The 17,095-nt window shown below is 50.1% G+C and carries 11 protein-coding genes, 2 tRNA genes, 1 rRNA gene and 1 other annotated feature; of the genes, 2 read left to right on the forward strand and 12 right to left on the reverse strand.

Going from position 1 to position 17,095, the window contains the following annotated elements; genetic code table 11:
• Positions 1 to 84: 84 nt before the first annotated feature.
• Both B9L21_RS15805 and guaB read right to left on the reverse strand, forming a co-directional pair.
• Positions 85 to 1,443, reverse strand: coding sequence for a serine hydrolase (locus B9L21_RS15805; protein WP_063167076.1), 1,359 nt, complete (start codon positions 1,441 to 1,443; stop codon positions 85 to 87).
• A 342-nt stretch (positions 1,444 to 1,785) separates the two neighbouring features.
• The gene (gene guaB / locus B9L21_RS15815; RefSeq protein WP_063167077.1) at positions 1,786 to 3,252 is read right to left on the reverse strand and encodes an IMP dehydrogenase; all 1,467 of its coding nucleotides are present in this window, start codon (positions 3,250 to 3,252) and stop codon (positions 1,786 to 1,788) included.
• A gap of 126 nt (positions 3,253 to 3,378) precedes the next feature.
• Between guaB and B9L21_RS15820 the strand changes: the two genes are divergently transcribed.
• Positions 3,379 to 4,383 carry a YaaC family protein gene (locus B9L21_RS15820; protein WP_063167078.1) on the forward strand — a complete coding sequence of 335 codons (1,005 nt, stop codon included), beginning with the start codon at positions 3,379 to 3,381 and terminating at the stop codon, positions 4,381 to 4,383.
• A gap of 19 nt (positions 4,384 to 4,402) precedes the next feature.
• On the opposite strand, the gene rrf is transcribed toward B9L21_RS15820, so the two are convergent.
• The 10 genes from rrf to dnaA form a co-directional block, all read right to left on the reverse strand.
• Positions 4,403 to 4,519: ribosomal RNA gene (gene rrf, locus B9L21_RS15825) — 5S ribosomal RNA — on the reverse strand.
• A gap of 432 nt (positions 4,520 to 4,951) precedes the next feature.
• Positions 4,952 to 5,051 (reverse strand) — a sequence feature (23S ribosomal RNA rRNA prediction is too short).
• 314 nt (positions 5,052 to 5,365) lie between these two features.
• Positions 5,366 to 5,441, reverse strand: a tRNA-Ala gene (locus B9L21_RS15830).
• A gap of 11 nt (positions 5,442 to 5,452) precedes the next feature.
• Positions 5,453 to 5,526, reverse strand: a tRNA-Ile gene (locus B9L21_RS15835).
• A 921-nt stretch (positions 5,527 to 6,447) separates the two neighbouring features.
• A complete protein-coding gene (locus tag B9L21_RS15840) occupies positions 6,448 to 7,515 on the reverse strand; it encodes an HD-GYP domain-containing protein (RefSeq protein WP_063167079.1) in 1,068 nt (355 codons plus the stop codon).
• Positions 7,516 to 7,638: 123 nt separating this feature from the next.
• Complete coding sequence (gene gyrA, locus B9L21_RS15845) at positions 7,639 to 10,107, reverse strand: DNA gyrase subunit A (RefSeq protein ID WP_063167080.1); 2,469 nt, start codon at positions 10,105 to 10,107, stop codon at positions 7,639 to 7,641.
• A gap of 154 nt (positions 10,108 to 10,261) precedes the next feature.
• Positions 10,262 to 12,184, reverse strand: a complete 1,923-nt coding sequence (gene gyrB, locus B9L21_RS15850) for a DNA topoisomerase (ATP-hydrolyzing) subunit B (RefSeq protein WP_063167081.1) — start codon at positions 12,182 to 12,184, stop codon at positions 10,262 to 10,264.
• Positions 12,185 to 12,229: 45 nt separating this feature from the next.
• Positions 12,230 to 13,348, reverse strand: a complete 1,119-nt coding sequence (gene recF / locus B9L21_RS15855; protein WP_063167082.1) for a DNA replication/repair protein RecF — start codon at positions 13,346 to 13,348, stop codon at positions 12,230 to 12,232.
• A gap of 11 nt (positions 13,349 to 13,359) precedes the next feature.
• A complete protein-coding gene (gene yaaA, locus B9L21_RS15860; RefSeq protein WP_063167083.1) occupies positions 13,360 to 13,581 on the reverse strand; it encodes a S4 domain-containing protein YaaA in 222 nt (73 codons plus the stop codon).
• A gap of 174 nt (positions 13,582 to 13,755) precedes the next feature.
• Positions 13,756 to 14,892 carry a DNA polymerase III subunit beta gene (dnaN, locus tag B9L21_RS15865; RefSeq protein WP_063167084.1) on the reverse strand — a complete coding sequence of 379 codons (1,137 nt, stop codon included), beginning with the start codon at positions 14,890 to 14,892 and terminating at the stop codon, positions 13,756 to 13,758.
• A 170-nt stretch (positions 14,893 to 15,062) separates the two neighbouring features.
• Positions 15,063 to 16,415, reverse strand: a complete 1,353-nt coding sequence (gene dnaA, locus B9L21_RS15870; protein WP_063167085.1) for a chromosomal replication initiator protein DnaA — start codon at positions 16,413 to 16,415, stop codon at positions 15,063 to 15,065.
• Positions 16,416 to 16,889: 474 nt separating this feature from the next.
• On the opposite strand from dnaA, the gene rpmH reads away from it, so the two are divergent.
• Positions 16,890 to 17,024 (forward strand): 50S ribosomal protein L34, encoded by a 135-nt coding sequence (rpmH, locus tag B9L21_RS15875; protein WP_020961658.1) that lies wholly within the window; start codon positions 16,890 to 16,892, stop codon positions 17,022 to 17,024.
• Positions 17,025 to 17,095 lie beyond the last annotated feature (71 nt).

Consider the following 17,095-nt stretch of genomic DNA (forward strand, 5'->3'; position numbering starts at 1 on the left):
AAAAGGATGATTCCACTGTTTTATTTTACCTCAATTTTTACAAAAATCACAATGGAAAAAAGCTCCCCCGGCAGGGGAGTCGTTTTACAGCCAGCCTTTCACCGTTTTCGCAGCGCTCGTCCATAAGTCGGCAAACAGTCCGCCGATCGCACGCATGGAGAGCACAAACCAGTTTGCTTTTTCCACCTCAACGGTCGTCACAAGCGGCACACGAATGTTTTTTTGCATGTCCGGGCTCAAAAAGGCAAGAGAGTCATCTCCCTTATATTCAAGCGTCATATATCCGACCGTCTCTCCCTTTTTCAACGGAGCGGTCAACTCGCCCTCATTTGTCATCTTTTTCTTATCCAATACATAGACCGGTTTGTACTGTTTTTCCTCGCCGTGTCTCACTAGCAGCGATAGCTTTTTGGCCGTGGCGACACGAACTTCTTTTTCTTTCCCTTTCACGACTGGAAGCGTCTCTTTTCCTTTCAGCTGATATCCCTTCGGATAAAGCGTTTGAAGCGAGTATTGATTAAATCCATAGTTAAATAGTTTTTCCGTCTCCTCAAAGCGCGCCTCTTTCGTCGTTTTTCCGCTCGCGTCTTTCGCGTTCATGACAACAGAAATGAGGCGCACACCGTTCCGCTTTGCTGTTCCGGTGAAGCAATTGCCAGCAAACTCTGTATAGCCGGTTTTTAACCCGTCTACCCCTTCATATCCGTACACAAGCCCTGGCAGCATCCAGTTCCAGTTGTCCATCTTGATTTCATCTTCTGTTCCTTCTCGGAACAGTTTTCTTGGGATACTCGCTGTTTCCAGCACTTCTGGATGATCTTTCAACAGCCGATAGGCAAGCGTCGCCATCGCCCGTGCAGACATGACGTTCTCCTCGTCCTGACTTGTTCCTTCCGGATGGAATCCCTTTAAGTCGCTGTTACTTAACCCGGTGGCATTGACAAATTTATAATCTTTGAGTCCGAGCTCCTTCGCTTTTTCGTTCATCATTCGCACAAAATTTTTCTCCGATCCGGCAATGATTTCGGCGATCGCGACCGTTGCCGCGTTCGCTGAATAGATGGCCATCGCCTCATACAGCTCGTGAACCGTATATTGCCCGTCTTTACGCAGCGGGACGTTTGACAGCGTCCGATCCTGCGACAACCGATATACGTAATCGCTTGGCGTATACGTTTGGTCCCATTTAACACGTTTCGCTTTAATGGCGTCAAGAAGCAAATATTCAGTCATCATTTTCGTCATACTGGCAATGCCAAGCACCGTATCAATATTCTTTTCGTACAAAATCCTTCCCGTTTGCGCGTCCACTAAAATAGCGGCGTCCGCCCGAATATCAAGCGGTGCGCTCTCCGCTTTCACCGTTCGTTGAAACGGCCATAATGTCAAACAAAGACAAATCGACAGCAGCCAAAAAAACCAGTTTCGTTTCCTCGTCTTCACGTCGCACCCTCCTTACACAACCGTTATTGTAACATATGGACAGCCAAAAAAATAGACGGAGGGCATGTCTCCGTCAAAGTTAGGTCAATTGGCGCAACCTCGCGTGAACTACCCACCACCTACGCTTCGCTTAGAGGTGGGGGCTTCAAGCGACTTGTGTGTGTTCGCTGAACGGTAAGCCACACACAAGAACCCTTTACGCTTCCCTTCGTTCCGAAGGTGTCCGTTCTAGCCATATTCTATCATATTCGTTGGCTAACGCCAACCGAAATTCATCTCCCACTTTCACTGGTGCTGGCGCACCTTCACGTTTAGAAGTAGGAGACTTCTTTCGGAGGGAAGTTAAAACGCGGAGTAGTTTGGCGCTTCTTTCGTAATTTGCACGTCGTGCGGATGGCTTTCGCGGAGTCCCGCGCCCGTCATGCGGATAAACTGCGTTTTCTCCCGCAACTCATCCAAGTTTCGCGTCCCGCAATAGCCCATACCAGCGCGCAGTCCGCCGACAAGCTGATAAATCGTATCCGCAAGCGGTCCTTTGTATGGCACACGCCCTTCGATGCCTTCTGGGACAAACTTTTTCGCTTCCTCTTGGAAATAGCGGTCCTTGCTGCCGCGCTCCATCGCTGCAACCGATCCCATGCCCCGGTACACTTTAAAGCGGCGTCCTTGATAAATTTCTGTCTCACCTGGGCTTTCCGAGACGCCGGCAAGCAAACTGCCAAGCATAACGGCATGCGCCCCAGCCGCGATCGCCTTCACGATGTCGCCGGAATACTTGATCCCGCCATCGGCAATAATCGGGACGCCATACTTGCGCGCCTCTGTCGCACAGTCGTAAATCGCTGTAATTTGCGGCACCCCAACCCCGGCGACAACCCGTGTCGTGCAGATAGAGCCTGGACCGATCCCGACTTTGATAATGTTCGCCCCCGCCTCAATTAAGTCGCGCGTCGCCTCAGCTGTCGCGACATTGCCAGCGACAATGTCTAAATCCGGATACTGGCGGCGGATAGTAGCCACTGTCTCGAGGACACCTTTCGAGTGGCCGTGCGCTGTATCGACGACAATGACGTCAACCCCTGCCTCAACAAGCTTTTTAACGCGGATCATCGTGTCCGCCGTCACTCCGACAGCCGCCCCGACGACAAGACGTCCTTTTGCGTCCTTCGCTGAGTTCGGGAACTCAATCACTTTCTCAATATCCTTGATGGTAATTAACCCTTTTAGTATTCCGTTTTCATCAACGAGCGGCAATTTTTCGACTTTATGCTTTTGCAAAATTTTCTCCGCTTCCTCCAACGTTGTTCCAACTGGGGCCGTAATCAAATTTTCTTTCGTCATTACCTCGGAAATTTTAATCGAGTAGTCTTGAATAAAGCGCAAATCGCGGTTCGTAATAATGCCGACAAGCTTTTGTTCCTCAACGTTGTTCACGATCGGTACGCCTGAGATGCGATATTTGCTCATTAAATGCTCCGCATCGTACACTTGATGATCAGGCGTTAAGAAAAACGGATCAGTAATAACCCCCCGTTCCGACCGTTTTACTTTGTCGACTTGCTCGGCCTGCTGCTCAATCGGCATGTTTTTGTGAATGACACCAAGACCGCCTTGACGCGCCATCGCAATCGCCATTTCCGCCTCAGTAACTGTATCCATGCCAGCGCTAATAATCGGGATGTTCAACTGCAGTGTGTCGCTCAGCCTCGTCGTGACATCAACATCGCGCGGCAGCACATCAGATTTTGCCGGAATGAGAAGAACATCGTCAAACGTCAATCCTTCCTTTGCGAATTTCGCTTCCCACATGTTTTCTCCCCCTTGTCCGGAAATATTATTAGTAGCTTAACAACTGGTTAAACTACTGTCAAGGAATCAAAAAAATGTCCAACTTTTCAGTTATTTGCCTACAATTTAGCCATAAGGGGGGTAAAAATGTTCGGAAATACGAATAGGGCGTTCAGCCTTTCTGTTTTCCGCTCCGCGGATACCGCGCAACACTTTTTACAGCAATGCTACAAGCAGCAGGGGCGCGACGACGCGGTTCAACGAAGTTATACGAACTGTTACCCGTTTTTATATTATTTGGAACACGGGCAAAACTTCTACGCCGCCGCCCAACAGGCGCCGCTGTCGATCAAACCGGTTCTTTTATTTTACGGCATGGTGCAGCTGTTAAAAGCTTGCCTGCTTACCGTCGACCCCGATTACCCGGAATCGACATCCGTTTTAGCCCACGGAGTGTCAACGAGAAAACGAAAAAAACAAGGCTATGAATTTTTAGATGACGAAGTAAAAGTACAGAAAAACGGTTTGTTCACTCATTTTTCTGAAAAAATGTTTCATGTGAAACAAGAAGCCGGAGAAAAGTTTCGCATGGGCACGCTGTTGCAACGGATTTGCGAGCTGCATGAAACGTTTTTCTCTCTAAATGGACGGAAAAAGCCATTATCTTTGCCGATTGTACATACCGTTTCACCGTCGATGCTGGCCATCCCAAAAACAATTTTAGATCACTACCATATGACTTTGCCCCGATTTGTCCAATATATTGGTGAAGAGGGACAAGGAAGACAGCTCGTCTTCATCAAAGAGGAAGGAGAATTTCTCTATTTTGAGACAGCGATGCCGCTATCTTCCGTTGGAGAGGGTCCGTTTTTATTTCATCTTAACGGAACATACTATATCCCGACCAAGAAAGAAAAAATTTTTACTCTCCCGGAGATCCACGCCCATTACTTGTTGTTGTACAACTTAAGCATGATTTCCCGCTACGAGACCGAATGGTGGAGCGAACTCCTCCACTCCTACTCGAGCAAGGCGTACATTTTTATCCTTCAATTCCTTTCGGTGTCGGCAGAAAAAGCTCCGTTATTGTTGAACGAATATTTAATGCAAAAGTTTTTGGCTAAACCAAATGAAAAATCCCCTGCTGTTTAAAACAGCAGGGGACTTCTTCGCCTAGCAGCGACCTACTCTTGCAGGGGCGCTGGCCCCAACTACCATCGGCGCTGGAGAGCTTAACTTCCGTGTTCGGGATGGGAACGGGTGTTTCCTCTCCGCTATCACCACTAGGCGATATAATGTTGTGGGATCATTCCCTCAAAACTAGATAACCGTGTGGGGGAAGAAGCCGCGGCGCTTCCGCTTTTTGTCTAGCTCCGGCCGCCATCGGCTCGCGACGCTTCGGTCCTGCTGCGGCGGCGACACATTGCATACGCTCCTGTGGCACCACCCACGCAGAACCAAGCTTTGCTTGGTTCGAGCCTCCTCGCAGGCCCTCCAGCGCGTTTCGCCGATAAGCAGGCGGCCTCTGCTTTTCGTACTGTCTAGCTCCGGCCGCCATCGGCTCGCGACGCTTCGGTCCTGCTGCGGCGGCGACACATTGCATACGCTCCTGTGACACCACCCACGCAGAACCAAGCTTTGCTTGGTTCGAGCCTCCTCGCAGGCCCTCCAGCGCGTTTCGCCGATAAGCAGGCGGCCTCCGCTTTTCTAGGTTAAGCCCTCGATCGATTAGTATCCGTCAGCTCCACGTGTCGCCACGCTTCCACCTCGGACCTATCGACCTCGTCATCTTCGAGGGATCTTACTCGCCTAACGCGATGGGAAATCTCCATTCGGACATCTCCGGATCAACGCTTGCTTACAGCTCCCCGGAGCGTTTCGGCGTTTGCCCCGTCCTTCATCGGCTCCTAGTGCCAAGGCATCCACCGTGCGCCCTTTCTAGCTTAACCTAAAGCATCTCGGCTTCTTCCTTATTGTCTAGCTTCGGCACCTAGCTCTCTTCTGCCAAATAACCTCCCCCCTTGGGATGCAAGCATCCCTGCGGGTGAAGAACATTTGGCTTCGAGAGCTAACCGCGGCACCTCAGCTTTTCCGGTTATCTAGTTTTCAAGGAACGATTTCTGTTCACTTAAAATGGTGGAGCCTATCGGGATCGAACCGATGACCTCCTGCGTGCAAAGCAGGCGCTCTCCCAGCTGAGCTAAGGCCCCGCAATATAGGATGGGCCTAAGTGGACTTGAACCACCGACCTCACGCTTATCAGGCGTGCGCTCTGACCAGCTGAGCTATAGGCCCATAATGTATGTGCAGAGAATAACCCATTCCCTCAAAACTAAACCTTATCAGGCGTGCGCTCTGACCAGCTGAGCTATAGGCCCATAATGTATGTGCAGAGAATAACCCATTCCCTCAAAACTAAACAAAACAACAAGCGTCATTATATATCAAACCGACTGTCTAGCTCCGGCCGCCATCGGCTCGCGACGCTTTGGCCCTGCTGCGGCGGCATAGCCTCCTCGCAGGCCCTCCAGCACGTTTCGCCGATAGGCGGGCGGCCTCCGCTTTTCGTCCTTAGAAAGGAGGTGATCCAGCCGCACCTTCCGGTACGGCTACCTTGCCGTCCGCCGCTGACCAAATAAGAGCAAGCTCTCATTCGGTCCGCTCGACTTGCATGTATTAGGCACGCCGCCAGCGTTCGTCCTGAGCCAGGATCAAACTCTCCAATAGAAAGTTGATTGGCTTTGGCTTCGGCCTCAGCACCAAAGGCGCCGCGGCCTCAGCTTTTCGTATTGTCTAGCTTCGGCCGCCATCGACTCGCGACGCTTCGGTCCTGCTGCGGCGGCGATAGCCTCCTCGCAGGCCCTCCAGCGCGTTTCGCCGATAGACGGGCGGCCTCAGCTTTTCGTATGACGCTTGTGTTTTGTTTAGTTTTCAAGGAACCTTGCATCTCTTAATGATGACAGCTATTAAATAATAACGTATGGACAACGAAAAGTCAATAGTGTTTTTTTATTTCGTTGTCTTCGCAAGCAAAATTGATTGTATCATGTTGTTGTTGTTTATGCAACGGTATTTTTTGGATAAACGGTTCACAAAAAAGTCCATGGGCAACGTTTTGCCCTCCACCCGGGGATGAAAATCACCGCTTACCGACGGGATTTTCACAGAAAATAGATGATCCATCTCCCGCTTTTGGTTTAAGGTGGGATTTCTCAATCAAGGTGATAAGATTTCCTCGATGTACAGATCTCGGTGCTCGGCTAACGGAAGCAACTCTTCAGTTTCGATCACCTTGACGATCGGCCTTAGTGGCTCGTCGCGCTGAGTAAATACTACTTCAGCTGTTTCACCGTTTGATAGTTTGACCATAGTTCCCGTTTGCAAGCTGACTAGATGGTTGAAAAGCAAAGCGACCACCTCTGTATTTAATCTGCCCGCTTGCTCCCGCTGCATTGTTTCAATAACACGAAGGGGGGACTGCTTGCGGCGGTACAGACGTTCTGAAGTCATTGCATAGTATACGTCAGCGACTGCAATAATTTGGCCATATGGATGAATTTTTTCCGCTTTGACTCGCAACGGATATCCGCTGCCGTCATTTCGCTCGTGGTGTTGCAGCACAGCTAATTTTGCTCCTTGGTTTAACGCAGCAATTTTTTGCACCATTCGGTAACCAAAAATAGGATGTTGTTCTATTTCACGGAACTCTGCCTCGGTAAGCGCCGAAGGCTTCAACAAAATTTGGCTGCTTATTTTGGCCATGCCGCAGTCAGATAAAACGCCAGCAAGCACGATTTGGTGACATTCGCCTTGGCCGTAGCCGAGCTGCATGGCTAGAAACCCGGCGAGCAAACCAACGCTGACAGCGTGATGGTATAAATATTCTTCTTTTGTTGTGTAATGATGAAGCACAAGCAACTCTCGTTTATGCTTTATCATTTTGTTGAACAGCGGGATGGCGATCTCTCTTATTTCGCGGATATCGACCGGCAACCCGGATTGCCATGACTGAAACACCCTTTTATACTGTTGCACTGCCTCTAAATACAGCATAACCGGCCGCTCGTCGGGTTTCGTCAAGGAGGGGTCGCCCCCAAGGAAGGGCTCACCATTGACTAGTACTGGTTCGACCTCCACTTCATCAATGAGAAACTTGCTGAGCACGTGCAGCAGGGGCTTCGTGATCACCGTGTTTTTCAACATGATCGGTTTTTTTGTTTTGCCAAGCACATCCTCAGCAAGCACACAGCCTTCGCAAAGCTGGTCCAATTTAACGCGCACCATCGGTTTATGCACCTCTGCCTATAACATTTATGTTTATCTTAACATGATTTTTCCTGTAATGGGAGTGCTTCAGCACCAAAAGGAAAGACGCTCCGTGCCTTTGTGGCCGGAACGTCATAGAAACTAAGCCAAATGGTTTTCCTCTTCCTCTTTTTCTTCCTCGGGTACCTTCGCCACGGTGGCGACGCATTCGTGTTCATCTTCGCCGGAGAGGCGAATGAGTTTGACGCCTTGGGCAATTCTCCCTGTTCGGGAAATATCATGGACCGCGATGCGGATGAGCACGCCGCCGGTCGTAATCACTATTAAGTCTTCGTTGCCGACGACCGTTGTCACTGCGACGACAGAACCGTTTCTTTCTGTAACATTGCACGTTTTCAATCCCTTGCCGCCGCGGCTTTGCACCCGGTATTCCGAAGCTGGGGTGCGCTTGCCGAACCCTTTTTTCGTGACGACAAGCACGTCGTGGTGATCTTCTAAAATCTCCATGCCAACGACTTCATCGTCGCCGTCGAGCGTGATCGCTTTGACTCCGGTTGCGCTGCGGCCCATCGTTCGGACGTCGGTTTCCGGGAAGCGGATGAGCATCCCCTTTTTCGTGCCAATGATCAAATGTTTTTTGCCGTCCGTCAGCCTGACGGAAATCAGCTCATCCCCTTCGCGCAAATGAATAGCAATTAACCCGTTGTTGCGGATGTGGGCGAAGGAGGAAAGTGGAGAACGCTTGGCGATCCCTTGTTTTGTCGCAAACACAAGGTAACGTTCGTCGTCGAATGTCTCAATGGGGATCATCGCGTTGATCCACTCATCTTTATCGAGCTCAAGCAAGTTAATGATCGGCAGCCCTTTGGCCGTTCGGCCGAACTCCGGGATTTCGTAGCCTTTCGCCCGATATACTTTCCCTTTGTTCGTGAAAAACAGCACGTTGTCGTGGGTCGATGTAATGAGCAAATGTTCGACAAAATCGTCTTCCGCCGTGTGCATTCCTTGCACGCCCCGGCCGCCGCGCTTCTGACTCCGATACGTCGATAAAGGCAGACGCTTAATATAGCCTTTATGGGTGAGCGTAATGACAATATGCTCATGAGGGATTAAGTCTTCATCGTCGAGCTGTTCGACGGCTCCAACAACGATTTCGGTACGCCGCTCATCGTTGAACCGCTCTTTAATCTCGCTAAGCTCGTCGCGAATAATTTGCAACACTTTCTCTTCGTCAGCCAACACCGCTCTCAGCTCGGCGATAAGACGGACAAGATCTTGATATTCTTGTTCGATTTTTTCCCGTTCAAGGCCGGTCAGCCGTTGCAGACGCATATCCAAAATCGCCTGCGCCTGCCGTTCGCTGAGCGAAAATCGCTCCATCAGCCCTTCGCGCGCAGCTTCCGTCGTTCGTGAACGCCGGATGAGGTCGATCACTTCATCTAGGTGATCGAGAGCGATGCGCAAGCCTTCTAAGATGTGGGCACGCGCCTCAGCTTTTTTAAGCTCGAATGCCGTCCGTCGGCGGATAACTGTTTTTTGATGGGTTAAATAATGCTCCAAGCACTCTTTTAAGTTCAGCACTTTCGGCTCGCCGTCGACCAAGGCGAGCATATTGATTCCGAAACTCGTTTGTAATGCTGTATGTTTGTATAAGTTGTTTAAAACGACTTTCGCGTTGGCATCCCGCCGTACTTCAATGACGATGCGCATCCCGCTCCGGTCCGACTCGTCGCGCAAATCAGTAATCCCGTCAATTTTTCTCTCACGCACAAGTTCAGCGATTCGTTCAATCAGTTTCGCTTTGTTCACTTGGTAAGGGAGTTCGCTCACGATAATCGTTTCTTTGCCGTTGGCGTGTTGCTCGATCTCAGCCTTGGCGCGCAACGTAATCGAACCCCGTCCAGTTTCATACGCCTTGCGGATGCCGCTGCGGCCGATAATTTGTCCGGCAGTCGGAAAATCAGGCCCAGGGATGTATTCCATTAAGTCAGCGACTGTCATCTCCGGGTTTTGGCTTAGCGCCAACAAGGCGTCGATCACTTCGCCAAGTTGATGCGGCGGAATGTTCGTCGCCATCCCGACGGCGATGCCCGATGAACCGTTGACAAGCAAGTTCGGAAACCGGGATGGCAGCACAACTGGCTCTTTTTCCGAGCCATCATAGTTGTCTTGGTAGTCAATCGTGTCTTTATTGATATCGCGCAACAGCTCCATTGCGATTTTCGACATGCGCGCTTCTGTGTAACGCATAGCGGCGGCGGCATCGCCGTCGATCGATCCGAAGTTGCCGTGCCCATCAACGAGCATGTACCGGTAGTTGAAATCTTGTGCCATGCGCACCATCGTATCGTACACGGCGGCGTCGCCGTGCGGGTGGTATTTCCCGATCACTTCGCCGACGATGCGGGCCGATTTTTTGTACGGTTTATCAGCGGTCATGCCAAGATCGTGCATGGCGTACAAAATGCGGCGATGCACCGGTTTCAATCCGTCGCGCACGTCCGGCAAGGCCCGTGAAACGATGACGCTCATTGCATAATCGAGGAACGAAGAACGCATTTCTTGGCTAATATTCACTTCGCGAATGCGCGGTTGTTCATGTTCTTCCATTCGTCCAAACCTCCCTTTTGAACCTCCTCCGTTCCGGTCTGCCTAATCGGCGGCAGAAACGAACGGATGGCGGGCGCCGCTTCGCTCGCGCGCCGGATGGCCCCGTCGGCAAGGTGAAGCGGGGAGGGCGGCCGCTTCCCTCTCTTTTTCAGCCTTAAATATCCAAGTTTTTCACATAACGGGCGTTTTCTTCAATAAACTGGCGGCGCGGTTCCACTTTGTCGCCCATCAAAATTTCAAACGTTTCGTCCGCTTCAATGGCGTCCTGCAAGCTCACTTGCAGCAACGTTCTCGTTTCCGGATTCATCGTCGTTTCCCAAAGCTGCTCCGGATTCATTTCGCCCAATCCTTTGTAGCGCTGAATCGTCGGTTTCGGCTGATCCGGCAGCTCGGCAAGAATTTTTTCGAGCTGGCGGTCGTTGTAAGCGTAGCGCACTTGTTTTCCTTGTTCGATTTTATACAGCGGCGGCTGGGCGATATAGACGTAGCCGCGCTCGATAAATTCGCGCATATAGCGGTAAAAGAACGTCAACAGGAGCGTGCGGATGTGGGCGCCGTCGACGTCCGCGTCGGTCATGATAATGACTTTATGGTAACGCGCTTTCGAGATGTCGAAATCCTCCCCGATACCGGTGCCAAGCGCAGTGATGATCGCCCGCACCTCATTGTTCGACAAAATTTTATCCAATCGCGCTTTTTCAACGTTGATGATTTTCCCGCGCAGCGGCAAAATGGCTTGGAAATGGCGGTCACGCCCTTGTTTCGCCGAACCGCCCGCCGAATCGCCTTCAACGACATACAACTCACTGATAGATGGATCTCTTGACGAACAGTCGGCCAACTTGCCGGGCAAGTTGGAAATTTCGAGCGCGCTTTTCCGCCGTGTCAGTTCGCGCGCTTTTTTCGCCGCTAACCGGGCGCGCGCCGCCATCATGCCTTTTTCGACAATTTTTCGGGCAACGGCCGGGTGTTCAAGTAAAAACGTCTCGAACTGCTCGGAGAAGACGGCGTCTGTCACGGTGCGCGCATCGCTGTTGCCAAGCTTCGTTTTCGTCTGCCCCTCAAACTGCGGAGATGGATGCTTGATCGACACGATGGCCGTCAGCCCCTCGCGCACATCCTCACCGGTCAAATTGGCGTCGTTATCTTTAAAAATTTGCTGTTTGCGCGCATAGTCATTGATGATGCGCGTCAGCGCCATTTTAAAGCCGGACTCATGCATGCCCCCTTCATACGTATGAATGTTGTTAACGAACGAGTAAATGTTGCTTGTGTAGCCGTCGTTATATTGCAAGGCGATTTCAACGGCGATACCGTCGCGCTCGCCAGTGATATAAATCGGCTCCTCATGCAGCACTTCCCTCGTGCGGTTTAAATGGCGCACGTAAGAGCGGATGCCGCCCTCATAAAAATATTCGTTTTTCCGGTTGTCGACCCGTTCATCCGTCAAGATAATTTTCAAGCCGCGGTTTAAAAAAGCGAGCTCGCGCAGCCGGGTGGCCAGCGTCTCATAGTCAAACTCAGTCGTTTCTGTAAAAATTTCCGGATCCGGCTTGAAACGGGTCGTCGTCCCGGTCCGGTCCGTTTCACCGACGACTTGCAAGTCGGTGCGAGGTTCACCCCGTTCATATTTTTGGTAGTGAATTTTTCCGTCGCGGTACACATAAACTTCCAGCCATTCCGATAAGGCATTCACAACCGAGGCGCCGACGCCGTGCAAGCCGCCGGACACTTTATAGCCCCCTCCGCCGAACTTTCCGCCGGCGTGAAGGACAGTCATAATGACCTCAACAGCCGGACGCCCCGTCGCCTCATGCACATCAACCGGAATGCCTCGTCCGTTGTCAGCGACAGTGATGCTGTTATCTTCTCCGATCGTCACATGAATTTCCGTGCAATAGCCGGCCAACGCCTCATCGATGCTGTTGTCGACGATTTCCCAGACGAGATGGTGCAATCCTTTTGGTCCTGTCGAGCCAATGTACATCCCCGGGCGTTTTCGAACCGCCTCGAGGCCTTCAAGCACTTGTATTTGACTCGCATCGTACGCCTGCTCAACCCGCTGTTCCATTGTCATGCCATATCACCTACGCTTTCTTTGCAAACGTTCAACGTTCCACAGTCAAGAAGAGGCGGTTACCGAACCGGAGCGAACTCGATAAATGGCCGCTTCTTGAATGATGTCGTGCTTAATGCCGTCGATGCTTGTTGTAGTGACAAAAGTTTGCACTTTTTTTCGGATTGCATCAAGGAGGTGGGTTTGCCGAAAGTCATCAAGTTCCGACAACACATCATCGAGCAATAAAATGGGGTAATCGCCTAACTCAGAAAAGATAAGCTCAATTTCCGCCAGTTTGACTGCCAGCGCCGTTGTGCGCTGCTGTCCTTGGGAGCCGAATGTTTGTACGTTTTTTCCATTGACAATAAACGCGATATCATCGCGATGTGGGCCGACAAGCGTCGTTCCCCGCTGAATTTCCCGCTCCCTCATAGCGGCAAACGTTTCGCTGTATGCCTCTACTATTCTCGACAATTCTGCCTTTTCTGATACGTCGACCGATGGTTCGTACCGGATGTGAAGCCGTTCGGCGCCGCGGCTGATTTCGTGATGGATCGGCATCGCCCATTGCTCGAGCAACGACAAAAACTGGCGGCGTCGCAAGGTGATTTTTGCCGCCAGCACCATGAGCTGCTCGGTTAATACATCGAGCACCGCCTCGTCGCTTCGCTCACGCGCCTGCATCATTTTCAAGTAATGATTGCGCTGCTGCAACAGTTTTTGATATTGGCTCAAATCATGTATATAAACGGGCGATACTTGCCCGATCTCCATGTCGACAAACCGGCGCCGCACTTGCGGGCTTCCTTTGACTAAATTCAAGTCCTCAGGAGCGAACATGACAACGTTCAAATGGCCGACATATTGGCTGAGCCGCTGCTGTTCAATATGGTTGCATCTCGCCTTTTTTCCTTTTTTCGAGATCGTCAGTTCAAGCGCTAAAGAACCGCTTCGTTTTTCCGCTCTTCCTTCTATTTTAGCATATTCTTCATTCCAACGGATAAGGTCTTTATCGTTGGCAGTGCGATGCGATTTTGCCATGGCCAAAACATAAATGGCCTCCATCATGTTCGTCTTTCCTTGGGCGTTCTCCCCTAAGATGATACTTACGCCCCGGTCAAAGCTTAACGTTTCATGTTCATAATTGCGATAGTTCGTTAACGTTAAGTTAGTTAGAAACACTCGGCCTTCACCTACTTCACCTGCGTGACGATAAACGTGCCGATCCGTTCAATGTCGACCCGGTCGCCGTCTTTCAGTTTCCGGCCGCGTCGGTCTTCTTTTTCGCCGTTGACAAACACATTATACTCTTGTAAAAACCATTTGGCTGCGCCGCCCGTCTCGATCAAATTCATCAGCTTCAGCAGCTGCCCTAGCGTAATCGTTTCTGTTATAATCGTTACCTTTTGTTCCATCCGCGTATCGCTCGCTTTCCTTCAAACTGCCTATTCTTTTATTTTACCGAAAAACTCTTCCACTCGCAAAGAAAGCCGATGAGCGAGGACAACAAACATTCCCATCCTCCCCATCGGGCATAAAAAGAGCCATGCTCAAGACAGCACACCCGTTATGCGCGCAAAGCTGCGGAATCAATACGTTCTTACCGGCAAAATAAGCTGAAGCATCGAGTCCGTATGGAGCGGGCGCAATAAGAACGGCCGCATCGCCCCTGTGAAGCTGATTTGAATATCGTTGCCATCAAGCGCCCGCAGCGCATCCATCATGTATTTTGCGCTGAAGGAAATGTTTAATTCTTCACCTTCAATCGATTCCGTCTGCAGCTGCTCAGTTACTTTTCCGATTTCTGGAGAAATCGAAGAAATCTCGAGCAATCCTCCTGGGAGCGTCGCCAGCTTCACGACGTTGTTTCTTCCTTCCCTCGCAAGCAAGGACGCCCGATCGATCGCCTGCAAAAATTCTTTTGCATTGACGACCATGTTCGTTTTGCTGTCGCTCGGGATCAAGCGGGCTGTCTCCGGATAGTTTCCGTCAAGCAGCCGAGAAAAGAATAGAAGATGTTCCGCCTTAAACAACACTTGGTTGGCCGTAATAACGATATCGACCGGAGCGCTGCCGTCATCTAAAATTTTACTTAGTTCGTTGAGACTTTTCCCCGGAATGACAACGTTATACGAAACAGCGTTTTCCGCTTCGATTTTCACCTTGCGCATCGCCAGGCGATGGCTGTCTGTTGCCGTACAAATCAGTTCGCCGTTTTCGACTTTCCAGTTGACACCTGTCAAGATTGGGCGTGTTTCCGATGTTGATACGGCAAATACAGTTTGTCGGATGACCGTTTTTAACAAATCAGCCGGAATTTGAAACACGTTTTCCTCTTCAATTTGCGGCAAACGAGGATATTCCTCAGCGTTTAGGCCGTTGAGACGGAATTCCGAGTGGCCCGAGCGAATGACGGTCAAAAAGTTGTCTTCGGTTTCGATTTCAACCGTTTGTTGGGGCAGCTTCTTGACGATTTCGGCAAAAAAGCGCGCTTGCAGTACGATGCTTCCTGGTCTTTTTACATCAACAAGCAAGCGTCCTTCTTTTTCGAGCGGAATAAACGACTTAATCGAAATGTCAGAGTCGCTTCCCGTCAGCGTCACTCCGCGGGCGGTTGCCGTCAGCTTAATCCCGGTTAAAATCGGGATCGTTGTTCTCGTCGATACAGCCTTCATTACGTCTTGGACGCTTTTCGCCAGCGCTTCGCGGTCAATGGAAATGTTCACTTGTCGTTCCTCCCCATTTTGTTGATGTTCGGAAATAAATTATAAAAATATAAAAATAAAAATCATAGTAATAGTCGTATGGCTTGTTAGTATGTGGATAAGCAAGAAAAGCGAAGTAAGCACAGCCTGTCCACATGTGGATAGGCTGTGCATAAAACAAGGCTGGTTATTCACAGTTGCTTCAGCTTTTCTTGGATTTCCTTTATATGTTTTTGCAGCTGCGTGTCGGTTTGCAAAAGCTTTGATATTTTTTCATGGGCATGGATGACCGTCGTATGATCGCGGCCGCCAAATTCGTCGCCGATTTTCGGCAGCGAGCAGTCGGTCAGCTCACGGGAGAGATACATGGCGATTTGCCGGGGGAACGCGACCGATTTTGTCCGTTTTTTTGCTTTAAAATCCTCGAGCTTAATGTTGAAATGCTGCCCAACAACGCGCTGAATGTCTTGGATCGTAATGACTTTCGGCTTCGCGCTTGGAATGATATCCTTCAACGCCTCCGCTGCCAGGTCAGCCGTGATTTCTTTATTGATGAGCGATGAGTAGGCGACGACCCGAATGAGAGCACCTTCGAGTTCACGGATGTTTGAATCAATCTGGTTAGCGATGTAAAGCATGACCTCGTTCGGGATGTCAAACCCCTCCGCCTTCGCCTTTTTGCGAAGAATGGCAATCCGCGTTTCTAAATCGGGCGGCGTGATGTCCGTGATTAGCCCCCACTCAAAGCGCGAGCGCAAGCGATCTTCAAGCGTCGGAATTTCTTTTGGCGGCCGGTCGCTCGAAATGACGATCTGTTTGCTTTCCTCGTGCAGCGTGTTAAACGTATGGAAAAATTCCTCCTGTGTTTGTTCCTTTCCAGCTAGAAATTGAATGTCATCAATCAGCAGAACATCGACATTCCGATACTTATTGCGAAAGTCGTCAGGGCGGTTGTCGCGGATGGCGTTAATAAACTCGTTTGTAAATTTTTCCGAAGACAAATAGACAACTTTCGCGGACGGGTTATGTTCGATTACGTAATGGCCGATCGCGTGCATTAAGTGTGTTTTTCCGAGCCCGACTCCGCCGTAAATGAAGAGGGGATTGTACGCCTTGGCCGGGGCTTCAGCGACCGCTAACGAGGCGGCGTGAGCAAACCGGTTGCCAGAGCCGATGACAAACGTGTCGAACGTATATTTTGGATTTAACATGCTCTGCGGGAAGTCGTTCGCCTCTTCGTACGGCTTTCGCTGTTTTTTCGCCGACGGCGGAAACTCCAATTCATCGTCAGCTTGGTTTGGCGGAATGATAAATTTGACCGCCAGCTCTTCGCCGGTAATCGCGTAAATCGTTTCGGCAATTAAATGGGAATAGCGGGAATCAAGCCAGTCTCTAGCAAACTCGTTTGGGGCTACGATGACGAGCGTGTCACCTCGTAAAGAGTGGGCTTTCGTCGATTTGAGCCAAGTTTCAAAGCTCGGCTTGCTGATTTTCTGTTCAATTTCCCCGAGCACGCGATCCCATAAATCATGGATATTTTCCACCCGTTGCCCCTCCCTTGGTCAGAGGATAATCGTTCGTTTAAAAAATAATTTGTGGAAAAAATATATTAAGGAAACAAGGCGGCTTTTCGACAAAATCCACCATCTGTGGACAACACTATAAACAAGTTGTGCAAAAATATATCCACAGTCTATCCACAAAATGTGGATATCTTTCTTTATCCACACGGTTATTCATAGTGAAAACACAATAATAATAGCAAATAAAGCGGCTTGTTGCAACGGAATTTTTTGATTATCCACAAAACGGACAGGTTGTGAAAAAATCGCTATCCACACGGTTGAACATGTGAAAAAAATGTCGATAAATGTTGTGGATTGTTATTTAGGGGAGAAAAATTATCCACACCGCTGATGAAGGCAAGAAAAATGCGAAGGCGGTTGACATTTGCTAAGATTGTTCAATATAATGAGAAAGACTGCCCGTAACAGTTATTCCCTAGGGAGGTGTCATAGATGAAACGGACGTATCAACCAAATAGACGGAAGCGCAGCAAAGTGCACGGATTCCGCGCGCGCATGAGCACGAAAAATGGGAGAAAAGTATTGGCGCGTCGCCGTCGCAAAGGAAGAAAAGTATTGTCTGCATAATAGGCCACTGAAGCATCAGTGGTCTTTTTTCTCAACATTTTGCCGCTGGGAAATTAGGCAAATGGAGTGTT

It is taken from the genome of Geobacillus uzenensis, assembly GCF_002217665.1.
GTDB lineage: Bacteria > Bacillota > Bacilli > Bacillales > Anoxybacillaceae > Geobacillus > Geobacillus subterraneus.